The organism is Furfurilactobacillus milii, assembly GCF_009864005.1.
In the GTDB taxonomy this organism is placed as follows: Bacteria; Bacillota; Bacilli; order Lactobacillales; family Lactobacillaceae; genus Furfurilactobacillus; species Furfurilactobacillus rossiae_B.
The window spans coordinates 1-12,290 of record NZ_WEZQ01000013.1; the positions used below are offsets into that span (position 1 = coordinate 1).

Annotated in this window: 9 protein-coding genes; all 9 read right to left on the minus strand. The window is 42.3% G+C overall.

All coding sequences use genetic code 11. The annotated features are described in order from the left end of the window. Positions 1 to 450: 450 nt before the first annotated feature. On the minus strand, positions 451 to 2,529 hold the full coding sequence (locus GB993_RS07695) for an LTA synthase family protein (protein WP_161003787.1): 2,079 nt from the start codon (positions 2,527 to 2,529) through the stop codon (positions 451 to 453). A gap of 176 nt (positions 2,530 to 2,705) precedes the next feature. Further along, positions 2,706 to 2,963 carry a DUF1797 family protein gene (locus GB993_RS07700; RefSeq protein ID WP_017261114.1) on the minus strand — a complete coding sequence of 86 codons (258 nt, stop codon included), beginning with the start codon at positions 2,961 to 2,963 and terminating at the stop codon, positions 2,706 to 2,708. Further along, positions 2,960 to 4,021 (minus strand): lysylphosphatidylglycerol synthase transmembrane domain-containing protein, encoded by a 1,062-nt coding sequence (locus tag GB993_RS07705; protein WP_161003788.1) that lies wholly within the window; start codon positions 4,019 to 4,021, stop codon positions 2,960 to 2,962. The genes GB993_RS07700 and GB993_RS07705 overlap by 4 nt, the downstream gene beginning before the upstream one ends. A gap of 2 nt (positions 4,022 to 4,023) precedes the next feature. Further along, positions 4,024 to 5,046: a glycosyltransferase family 4 protein gene (locus tag GB993_RS07710; RefSeq protein ID WP_161003789.1), complete on the minus strand. Its 1,023-nt coding sequence runs from the start codon at positions 5,044 to 5,046 to the stop codon at positions 4,024 to 4,026. An 82-nt stretch (positions 5,047 to 5,128) separates the two neighbouring features. Further along, positions 5,129 to 6,307 (minus strand): glycosyltransferase, encoded by a 1,179-nt coding sequence (locus GB993_RS07715; RefSeq protein ID WP_161003790.1) that lies wholly within the window; start codon positions 6,305 to 6,307, stop codon positions 5,129 to 5,131. A gap of 293 nt (positions 6,308 to 6,600) precedes the next feature. Further along, complete coding sequence (gene ptsP, locus GB993_RS07720) at positions 6,601 to 8,328, minus strand: phosphoenolpyruvate--protein phosphotransferase (protein WP_161003791.1); 1,728 nt, start codon at positions 8,326 to 8,328, stop codon at positions 6,601 to 6,603. Further along, on the minus strand, positions 8,328 to 8,594 hold the full coding sequence (locus tag GB993_RS07725) for a phosphocarrier protein HPr (protein WP_017261119.1): 267 nt from the start codon (positions 8,592 to 8,594) through the stop codon (positions 8,328 to 8,330). Before GB993_RS07725 ends, ptsP begins: the two co-directional genes overlap by 1 nt. A 330-nt stretch (positions 8,595 to 8,924) precedes the next feature. Beyond that, positions 8,925 to 9,107 (minus strand): hypothetical protein, encoded by a 183-nt coding sequence (locus GB993_RS07730; RefSeq protein ID WP_161002568.1) that lies wholly within the window; start codon positions 9,105 to 9,107, stop codon positions 8,925 to 8,927. Between the two features lie 5 nt (positions 9,108 to 9,112). Then, positions 9,113 to 12,010 carry a YfhO family protein gene (locus GB993_RS07735; protein ID WP_161003792.1) on the minus strand — a complete coding sequence of 966 codons (2,898 nt, stop codon included), beginning with the start codon at positions 12,008 to 12,010 and terminating at the stop codon, positions 9,113 to 9,115. Positions 12,011 to 12,290: the final 280 nt, after the last annotated feature.

A 12,290-nucleotide genomic window follows, 5' to 3' on the forward strand; every position in this document is an offset into this window, starting at 1 on the left:
ATTGACTTCACAATTGTAATTGCTTCGAACTTTCGTTCAAAGACCCTACACATTTGATTCGTCGAAACGTTGTTCAGTTTTCAAAGATCTACTTCGTTGTCTCAAGACAACTTTTATACTATATCATTTGGCTTGTTATGAGTCAAGTGTTTTTGTTAGGAAATAATTTCGCTATCGCTTGTCGCTCAAGCACTCCCTGACAACATAAGCTATATTATCAAAGCGTCTTATTGTGGTCAAGCACAAATCTGACTAAATACTGCTCAAACACTTGCTCCACAATTGGGATACACGTAGTAAGTGTGCGTCAATTTAACAAATCGTTCGGAAAAGATAACATACCTCGTTTCAGAAGACCCTATTAACCCGTGGATATCGATACCAGTCTTGTGTCTCAACAGCAAAATGACGAACAAAAAAAGATTCCACAAAACGTGGAATCTTTTTGAATTACTTTGATTTACTTAACTCTGGTGCGTCAGTCTTGTAGTCACTCGACGTTGATTTACCACCATTTTTAGCTTGTACACTGGTGGGATTATCCTTTTGCTCCTGTTTCAACCGTGAATTTGTAGAAGATACCGAGTAATTGTAATCACTCTTATTGACCTTCTTAAAGCCCGTTGGTGTGTAGAAACGTAACAGATCACGCGTCATGATCTTATCCGACAGCCCCAGCACTGTATTAACATGATCCTGATCAGAAGTAACTTGCTTCTTTTGTGACGTCGTCAAATCAAGTAACTTACCCGTTGACGTGTCGTAAACCTGGCTGCCAACCTTTGTATACTTTGGTGTCACAAAGTTACCATCCCTAAACGGTACGATCTGGTTCCGTTGTGTAGAGAGTAAATCTTGTCCCATCATGATGTAGTTACCTGTCGTTTTAATGCCCAGCAGATCCATCATGGTCGGCAATGCATCGATTTCACCACCATAAGTATGGTTAACACCACCTTGAACACCAGGCGCATGAATCATAAACGGAACCTTCTGGAACATGGCTAAATCATAATTCGTAACTTTCTTCTTACCTAACAGCTTGGCAATGGCAGGACGATGGTTATTTGAAATACCATAATGGTCGCCATAGACAACTATCATCGAGTTATCGTAGAGATTAACCTTCTTCAAGTAGTTAATGAATTCACCAAATGCTTGATCAAGGTAATGCGCCGTTACAACATAACCATCAACCGTATTATCACCAGTATCCGTCTTCGGGAATGAAGAATCCTTCTTACCTAAGAGGTATGGATAGTGGTTCGTGACTGAAATCACTTTAGCATAGAACGGTTGTGGTAATTGTTGAATATACTTCGCTGAATCCTTCAGGAAAATCTTATCCTTCAGCCCATAGCCCACATTATAACTTGGTTTATCAGCATTAGGATAAAACGACTTACTAAAGAAGTTTTGATAGCCCCATGACTTGTACGTGTTGCCACGGTTCCAAAAACTTGGCACATCCCCGTGCATGGCCGCCGTAGTGTACCCATGCTGTGAGAGAATGGCTGGTGCCGCTTGGAATGTGTTAGAAGTTCCATAACTGATCATTGCAGAACCAGTCGGCAACCCATATAACGAGTTTTCCATCATCATTTCGGCATCAGAGGTCTTCCCCTGCGCCACTTGATGGAAGAAGTTATCAAATGACAATGTGTTCTGGTCTTTATAGAACGCATTGATGTTTGGTGTAACTTCTTGCCCTTTGTATTTATAGTTAATCAGAAATTGTTGGAAACTCTCCAAATGGAAGACAAAGACATTCTTGCCTTGTTCTTTACCGAAGTATTGAAAATTCTCACCAGCAGGATTGTTCTTCAAATACTTTTGAACTGACTTCATATCAGCTTTCGAGGCCTGACTCCGACTGGTTGCTTGTTGATGCGTCTGATAGGCATTAAAGGCTGCATATTCATTTAGCCCCAGATACTTAACGATATAGTTGTTGTCAAACGTCCGCGTTAACAAACCTGAACGATCTTTTACGGACAGTCCGTAATCCACCATCATCAATGCAATAGAGAACACTGTCATTGTGACTGCAAAACGTTTCTTCAGTGGCCGTTTGTCCACTTTGATCAGTTTTGTTAACAGTAAAACGATCAATACCAGCACATCCAGATAAACAAACAAGTCTGAAAAATGCAAAATGCCAGCTAACGATTTTCCCAAATTGTTATCGACAGAACCAGACCCTTTGACAATCCCAATCGACAGAAAGTCTGAGAACTCACGATAATAGAGAATATTTGCGAACAACCATGTCGTCTGTAATGCGTCAATAATCAGCATTAACCAATATGACAGTTTGCCGCGGAAATATAACGCAATCCCAAACAGCAATAACGCCGTCGGCAGCGGATTTAACGCCAGAATAAATTGCTGAATCGGTGATTCAACACCCAGTGTGAATTTGGTTCGATACGCGATATACGTCTTTAACCAAAACAGTGCCGTCATTAAAAAGAAGAAACCGAGGGTCGTATTTAGCTTGGCATAAAGACCCTTGAAGAATTTCGCCATGTGTCTGTCCTCCACGTCGCTGATATAACAAATGTTATCAGTGACTGTAATCAATTCCTGTTACTCGTTTTGTTGCTTAAATGAACCTTAACTCAACAAGTCAATATTATAAACGAGCCCCGCACAATTACAAACATTGGCGGGGTTCTTCATAAATTCTTAGTTGTCCGGATAGTTTAAAAGACGGCTTTAAACTCTGTCAGCGCATCATACACTGCTACTGCCACCATATCCATATTGTCATAACAAAAAGCTGGGGCTGTTCTGGCATCTTGTACCGTCCACTCACCAGTTGTCTGATTCAGTGTCACCTTGCATACTTCAACACCAAACTGTTCAAAATAACGCGTCTGCTCTTCACTACGATGATCAAACTGCATCGCCCGCAAACGGCGAATAATGCTTTCCAATAACGTACCTGTTTCTTCACTCATTGTTTATCCTTTGTTCGATTCAGAAACCGATGGCGTTTGACCGGTTCCTCAGTAACTTTATCTGGCTTTAGCGCCATCGCCCACATACCTGAAAACATCCCCAAGTAGTACGTAATCACCCTCCATAGAATCATGGCTAACACTAGCTTTGAACGACTAGTCACGTAGCTGGCAAACAACGCCTCAAAACTAAATTCGGCACCGCCTGCACCACCAGGAATTGGGAACAGCGAAATCACCATCACAATCAACACATGGAGCGCTGTAACCATCAACACATTAACATGATTATAACCCAGCGACAACATAATGAAGTATGGAATCAAATAGTAGACTGCCAACTGTGCTAGCGTAAGCAAGGCCACGTGTACCATCAATCGCCATTGGGACTTAATTCTGACACTCTCTAAATAGAAGGAATCAATCTTTTCATCAAGACTAACCCGCCATTCTTCGTAACGCTCGGGCTTCACAAACCATCGCATCGGCTTCATCAGTAAATTCACCATTCGTTTGGTAAACGAATGCCAGAACATAATCATGAGTAAGCCTAAAATCACAACTAAGTGAATCAAAAAACCGAACACCACGAATAACGCTAGATAGTGTAACTTTGCAGCCAAGTATTGAAAGCCAATGGCTAACGCAATTAAAAAATTAATCACGATCATCGCTTGATACACGACAAACTTCATTAGTAGCACTGAGCTAGCACGACCACCATCAACACCGGTTTGAATCATGGCCACCAACTGTGCTGGCTGACCACCACTCGAAAATGGCGTAATTCCATTAAAGAGTTGCTCAATCAGTGGAATTCTAACCGCATCTTTAAATGTAAAACCACTGATCCGGTCATTGACAAACACTTGAACAATACGTGATTCAATTAGCAGATAGCCCACCATGCAAGCAATCGCAATCAAAAGCCACCAGCCATTAATATGCAATAAATCATGAAGCAATTGTGTTAGGGCGACATTGCGCAACGAGTACGCAAAGATTCCCAACCCAATAATCACCATCACGATTAATACAATTCGATTCCGTCGGGACATAATTAATCCTCTCTCGCCTGCTGAAGATAGAAACGATGCCAAATTTGGGCGAGATGACTCGCCGAGTACACTTCAGAGGCCAATAAGGCCTGACTGTGTAAGTGTTGCATCCCCGCAGGATTTTGTTGCAACGATGTTAGCTTCTTTTGCATATCGGCTACATCCGTCGCGCTTTCGTAATATCCATCGATAATGGACCGGTATAAATCTAAATCACGCAACAATACCGGCGTTCCACAACTAAATGCCTCTAGAACAGACATTGGAAACAGTTCATTATACGAAGGCAGTAAAAACAGGTCTGCCATGTTGTAGTAGTCAACTAACGCTTTACGGTCAACAATACCTGGAAACAGTAAATTAGCTGGCGGATTATCTACCACCTTTTTTAGGTCCGCATAGCCATCCGTAATCCGGCCAAATGAAAAACCACCTGCCCAAACAAACTGAACGTCAGGATTATTCTTTGCCAATGTAATAAAATCACGAACACCCTTGCGCTCCTGAATTTGACCAATGCCAAGAACTGTAAATTTTTTAGCGTCTAAATGATAACGAGCCCGTGTTTCAAGTTTGTCATCTGACGACATCTCGTAGAATTCACTTTTAGACACAAAGTTTGGAATATACGTGATTTTCCCTCGAGGAATGTTATAGGCTTCGAGTTTCGGGATAAAGGTCGGGTTGACCACAACGATGTGATCCATCCGTTTGTAAAACGAGATTAAATAATGATAGAAAATCTGTTTTGCGATTGGGGGTAGTTTTAAGCTGCCCTCTAACGTTTTGGGAAGAAAATGAACGTAACCAATTTTAACCCCTCGCCCCGGCAAAAAAGTAGACAGATAATAAGGAAAATTCACCGTATGATAGTGTGAAATGTCCGTTTTGTGCCATTTATTAATTGTGATGTCAAACTCACCATCAAAATTGTCTTGCAACAACTTCACTAATTCCGTGTATGCACTGCCGACTCCTTGTCCGGGAACGGACGTTGCGGCAGAGAACATATTGATTCGTAACATTGTGTGCTCCTAAACGTTTATTATCGTAAAAACACGTATTTCCACTAACCCAAGGTCAGCTCGGAAATACGTGCTAAGAGTGCTAATCGCTCAACTTGGCTGATTTTTCACTATCTTCTTGATAAATCAACTGGGCGTCAGCATAAAACTGAATAATTCGTTTGCCAAACGCATCTGCGGAAATTTCGTACAAAATTCGTTGACGAACGGTGTCATCGCTAACATCGATCTGATGTGATAAGTAGTCACAAACGTCACGCACTAATTCGCCTTGTTGCTTAAACGTGCGCCCGATTGTATCTGTCTTCAACAGCTCATCAGCATAAGGACTACTCATGACCACAATCGGTAAGTGCGCTGCGATAGCCTCAATATAAGTCAGACCTTGTGATTCTGAATCACTAGCAGATACAAACACGTCAGCCATTTGATAGTAACGGTAAACATCCTCGTTAGCAACTTCTCCCGTAAACGTGACATGATCTGTTAATTTCATCACACGTACCTGTTGTTCCAAATCTTCTCTAGCAGGGCCATCACCGACGATGACAAGTTGTGCATTAGGCTGCTGTGCCAAAATATCCGGCAACGCCATAATAACTTCATGAATATTCTTTTCGAATGCCAATCGTGACAATGAAAGCAAAACTGGCGTATTGGCGCTGAAATGCATTTTCTGCCGCAGTTCATTGGACTGAGGTTGTTCATACTGCGTCAGATTAACACCTGTTGGGATGACACGAATGGGCGTTTTAACACCATAGCCCTTTAAAGTGTCTAGCACTCGATCAGAGGGTGCAACCACCCCTTCAACGCCATGTAAATAAGCTCGGGTCGCCAAACGTACTTGCTTAGGCTTTAATAACTTACCATTAGCAACATAATGCAAATAGTCCTCGTACATCGTGTGATATGTATGAACAACCGGGATCTTCATCGCGTGCGCAACAAATTTTCCCATCAGCCCCATCGAAAATTCCGTTTGGGTATGAACAATATCTAAATGAAGGTCTTTCGCAATTTGTAAAGCACGAAACGCTCCGCGAAAAGCAATTCGCCGGTCCGTGAAGGAAACAAATGGTACCGACGGAAAACGAAAAATGTTTCGCTCATAAACATCCTTATCAACTTTAGGATCTGTCGATGTAAAGATGTAAACTGAATGACCTTTTTGCTCAAGTTGGTCACGCAGTGTTTTTATCGAAGTGGCCACACCACTCACCTGCGGAAAATATGTTTCAGTAAATATGCCAATATTCACGCTGGTGCCCCCTTCAAACTAAATTCAATGTTCAGTCAGCATTTTTGCCAACAAAATACTCAAGTTTCATTATACGGATTGCGTTTATATAGTGCAAACGCTAATCGTTTAGATTATCTTCAATTCTAACCTAGACTATCTCTACACGCCAATATTCACACTGGATTTGGCTACAATGACGTCAAAAACTTAACTTTTCGCGAAGAAAAAAGCACCAGTCGCAAATGCGATCAGTGCTTTAATCTCATAAATTACTTCAAGGCTTGCTTAAGCAAGTTCTAACAATGAAAGGCTTACTTCAACCCTGCCATGAACTGTTTAACCATATCGGCAACGTCTTCATTGGTTTCGGCATCAAGTGCCTTATCAACAAGGTCAGCAGTCGATTTTGTATCAAGTTTCTTCATTAATGAGCGCGTCTGCAGCATAGATGTGGCACTCATGGAGTACTCATCCAAGCCCATGCCCATCAATAATGGTACAGCAACTTGGTCACCAGCCATTTCACCACACATACCGGCCCACTTACCTTCAGCATGCGCTGAATCAATAACCTTCTTGATCAAACGCAATAATGATGGATTGTAAGGTTGATACAAGTAGGAAACGTGTTCGTTACCACGATCAGCAGCAAACGTGTATTGAATCAAATCGTTCGTACCAATACTGAAGAAGTCAGCATATTTGGCCAACTTGTCGGCAATCAACACTGCGGCTGGCACTTCCATCATCATGCCGACGTCAATGTGGTCAGCCACTTTAACGCCATCATTGATGAGGTTTTGCCGTTCTTCGTCATAGATTGCCCGCGCCCGTCTGAATTCGTCAACTGTCCCAATCATTGGGAACATGATGGCAATGTTACCGAAAGCAGAGGCACGCAATAATGCACGCAACTGAGGCCGGAACAAATCAGGTTGTTTCAAACTAATCCGAATGGCACGGTAACCCAAGAATGGGTTCATTTCTTCTGGTAATGGCAAGTAGTCAAGATGCTTGTCCCCACCAATATCCATGGTCCGCACAACAACCTGTTTGCCATGCATATCTTCAGCAGCCTTCTTGTAGGCTTGGAATTGTTTTTCCTCGTCTGGCAATTCAGCGCTATCCATATACAGGAACTCTGAACGGAATAAACCAACTGCTTCACCGCCGTTATCATTAACGGCAGCAACGTCATCAGGCGTCCCAATGTTGGCAGCAATCGTGAATTTCTTGCCATCCTTGGAAACAGATGCCTCGTCCTTCAGCTTGTCCCATTCAGCCTTTTGCTGAGCAAAGTCGTCACCTTTTTTGGTGTAAGTCGTCACATCCTCGTCAGATGGATCGACAATACCAATACCATCCAAGCCATCGACAATAACCTTATCACCCTGTTTGATGGTAGCAGTAGCATTTTCAGTCCCAACAACAGCTGGGATTTCCAATGTCCGACTCATGATCGCTGAATGCGACGTCCGACCACCTAAATCAGTAATGAAGCCCTTAACAAATTTGCGGTTCAGTTGTGCCGTATCACTTGGTGTCAAATCATGCGCTACAATCACAACTTCAGAATTGATCAAGGCTGGATTAGGTAGGTTCTTACCCAGTAGGTGGCTCATAACCCGTTTGGTTACATCACGCACATCAGCTGCCCGTTCTTGCATGTACGCATTGTCGGTCATGCCCTCAAAAATCGCGATGAAATTGTCGGTGATTTCCTTTAATGCTTCTTCTGCATTAACTTTGTCAGAGTCGATCTTGCCTTCGATTTGTCCGATCATTTCTGGATCTTGCAAAATCGTAATATGTGCTTCAAAAACTTCGGCTTCTTCTGAGCCCAAACTTTTTTCAGCAACGGCCTTGATCTGTTGCAATTCCTTGATTGAAGCATCTAAAGCACTGTGTAAACGAACTTTTTCAGCGTCAGCATCAGAAATTGTCTTCTTGTCAAACGTTAAATCCGGATCAACTAACATATAGGCCGGAGCAACGGCAACGCCGTTACTGGCCGCAATCCCACTGAGTTTCTGAGTCATTAGTCAGACAAACCTTCTTTAGTCATGGTATCTGTAATTGCACTGATGGCGTCCTTTTCGTCGGCACCGTCAGCAGAAATAGTAACATCGGCGTCCTTACCAACACCTAATGACATAACACCCATGATGGACTTCAAGTTAACGGACTTACCATCGTAAGCCAAGTTAATCTCTGAAGAGAACTTAGATGCCGTTTGTACCAAGAGTGTGGCTGGACGTGCGTGTAAGCCTGTGTCTGCAATAATGTGAAAGTCTTTAGATTCCATAATCATTAATCTCCTTAATGCACTTAGATTTGTAAGGGATTACTTTGCCGTAGAAACGGCGATTCATCAATCACCTTCTGTATCATAGTAGCATATGTTTTTTACAAAATACAACCATTCGCAAAGGAAAAATACGCATTTTAGAAAGCGGTACCAATGCTAATCCTATACGGATAGTGGTCTAGACCGTGTTTGATAAACGTTGGATTAACAGCATTTTATTTTGAAATCGTTTTCCAAAGGTGAAACATTCTGGTAAATTCTCGAGAAAACAAAACGACGTTGCTGAAGAAAAAACATCATGAACGTCGTCTAAAATCTGTATGCATACTAATCTTCTTGATAATGATAAGTGATTTCGCCACCACGATCAGCCTGACCAACTATCCGTTGACGATAAGGCACATTCATCAACGCCGTTTGAAACTTCATAAAGTGTTCTGGTGTAACCTTTAATTCTTCAATTTCACCATTTTTCAACTGCTCAAGTTTTGCTGCGTAGTCATCATCCATTGAATTCAATCCTTCTTTCTTTTAAACAGGTGCCAGCCAAGCTGGGCGATACCCAAGATTGCAATCAAACCACTGACAATCGCTGTGAAGTGAATGCCTGCCGTTAATCCTGGCGTCCGATAAGTTAATTTGATCTGCTGCTTGCCAGGTTTAGTTAGCTTGATTCCCACAAAAGCTCGATTTGTTTTAATCAACTTGACAGTATGTCCATTGACTGTGGCATGCCAGCCAGCACTATAAGGAATTGATGAAGCCAATACGCCTGACTGTTTGGTCGTCACACTTCCTGTAATTTCATTATGACCCAGTCTCAATTTCTTTAGCCCGTTCTTCTGCAAGCGTTGTACTTGTTTATCATACTGAGTTGTCATCGGAATTCCAACAAGTTGCAAATCGAACGAATAACGGCCAACCTGTCCCAATTGCATAGATAAACCGTTTGGCATCTGATCTGCCCACCCTAGGTTAAGCACCCCAGCAGTCGTTTTTTCATACTCACTTAGGTTGGTTTCAGGCATCTGACTTAACGAGTTAGTAATATCGCCATTTGTCATACTAATACGCCAAGCTTGATTGGGTGAGCCATTGGCCACATCACGTTTGAAGGCATCCCAACCACCATGGGCCGCTGTCTGATTACTACCCGATGAAAGGTGACCATTGATTCCTGGTGAATTCAACTTATCAATGTTAATTCGATCAGTCAACGTTGGCTCTGTATAATGAACGTTCGTTATTAAAGCGCGAATTCCCATCCCCCGATATTGTTTAGCGTTAGGAATATAAAGTGTATAGGTATCGGATTTATTCGTGTCGGCAATGTTTGTAGTGCTGACGATATTTTGGTCGGCATCGTACAGTTTATAGGGAATTACGACACTTTGAGGCTGCAACTTTGTCACTTTTAAATTCTTAGTATCGCTGACGGCTGTCACGTTCGCCAAATTGGCTTCTTTCTCATTGGCATCTAGTTGCTTGTATGTCTGATTACTGATAACACGTGACTGAAAGTACATCAGCGGAAAATTATCCGTGGTCTGATAAGCCTGAACATCCCCATTAGCACCGTAAAATGACTGATTTAAATCCGGCGTTTCACCAAATGTCGGAACGTAATTATGTGGCATGTTCGTGTCACTTGGCAATGGTGAATTAGCATATAAATTGCGAACACCTAAAAAGTTCAGCACCCGACCACGATCATCAAATTGTTGAATCGGTAAATTCAATTGCCGTTGATTGTTTAACAAATCGCGACTAAATTGGATGGCTGCCCCATTTTGAATCGAATAAAACGAGCTGGTATTAGCGCCATTCAAAAGAAAGTTATTCGGCGTAATGCCGGCTGAAGCGGTGACATAGTTACTAACATTACTGGTGCGCGCAAAAGTCGGCGCATATTTGCTAATCTTTGTCCCGTTTTGTTCCGCCCATGTTGGCTGAGTTGCCACTGCTGTAGTCGCTGTACCATACGGTTGAGAAATTAACGCCCTAGCCGCACCATTTGGCAAAAACTGATGAATATCGTACGCAGCGTTTTCGAAATTAAAGGCGACAAAAATATTAGCCATCACCAATGCACTAAGAGCTTGTGGCTTCAGCAATTGTTGCCGAACAGTGCCAACGACAAATACGCCTGCATAGACCATTAAAAAGAATAATTGTGGCAGCACCGTACTGGTCGAATCAGCAATAATTTGCGTACTGATAAGAATTAAGACAAGAATGACGGCCGCCCATTTGAAGATGGGCACCCAATCATTGAGTGTCATGGTCTTAAGTTGTTGTAGGAAAACACCTGTCATTAACGCCATCGGTAAACTCATTAAGAATAACCACCGATTCGATGGTGAGGTGAAGCCATTTAATGTAGCAGCAAACATTGGTAATAAACTGAGTATCGTCGTTAACACCATTAATCGTACAATTAGTTTGTAGTCCCGGTAATGCCGAAAAGTCCACACAACTACAAGTAACAACACGTTTACTGATAACGTATTTAACCAAAACGGATCCACGTTAACGTTGCCTAACAGCGCGTTTGGCAAACTTAGGTAGTATTGTAAGGAATAAAAGTGCATCCCACTGGCAAACGGGACGTCGAATCTCGGCGAGCTCTGGAGGGCCTTAGTTTCTGGTAATGTCAGCCACGCCGTCGCCAACAGACCAAGCACCCCACTACATAACATCCGGACAAAGTTAAACCAGCGTTGGCGTGCCAAAGGATGCGAGAGTTCTATCCAACGTAAAATCAGATACGTGATTCCCCCGAGGGCCAATATGAACGCCAAATAAAAGTTAACTACCACACTGAAATAAACAACAAAACCGAATCCCCACGCTGACCGACCCTGCAACACTGCCTCAATTGCAGTGATTAGCAATGGCAATAGAATCAACGCGTTAACGAAGAACGGTTGAAATAGACTCGCGTAAATGGCAAACCCACTGCTGAGATAGACCATCGCACCCAACCAAATGGTCCAGCGCTTAAGTGAAAAATGACTGGCAAAATAGGTAAAACTCAGCCCAGCAAAAAACATGCGTACCAAACCTATAAGCTGAAACCCTGTTAGCAAGTGTGCCTTATTAAATAACAAAATCAGGTAAGCAAACGGATCGCCAATGATGTAGTACGAGAACGTTTGGAATGCATCTGCCCCCAAACCAATGTGCCATGACCATTGCAACGGTCCTGCACTCAGATGGTGTAGCCAACTGAGCAGAATCCTGCGGTATTCAATCATAATCGGCACATGCTGATGCAACACATCATGCGTTGAAATCAGTGAATAGCCAAATAACCAGTAAACGCCGTACGTTAACAAACAAAAGAGCACAAAAAAGAGCGCGTACCCACCATAAAGTTTTCCTCGCCGTTGTTTTGCAAATGAAAACTTCATGGTTGTACGTGCTCCTTTAGTCTTAAGTCATGGTGTAAGTTGATTCTTACATTATGAACAAAACTGGCCATCGTCGCAAATAAATATTTACTTATGGTAAAGCACTAATTCATTAAACTGTATTTAGGACCGATCTTATTGAATAGTATGAAAGGTTACCCAGCAGCTTAGGTTGGAAAAAATATAAGGTAGATTGTAAAATTAATCCGAACGCTGTTCGGACAAAAAAGATCAGCTTCCTTTAAAATGGTGTTTACCACAAACCCATTTTTTAGGAGCT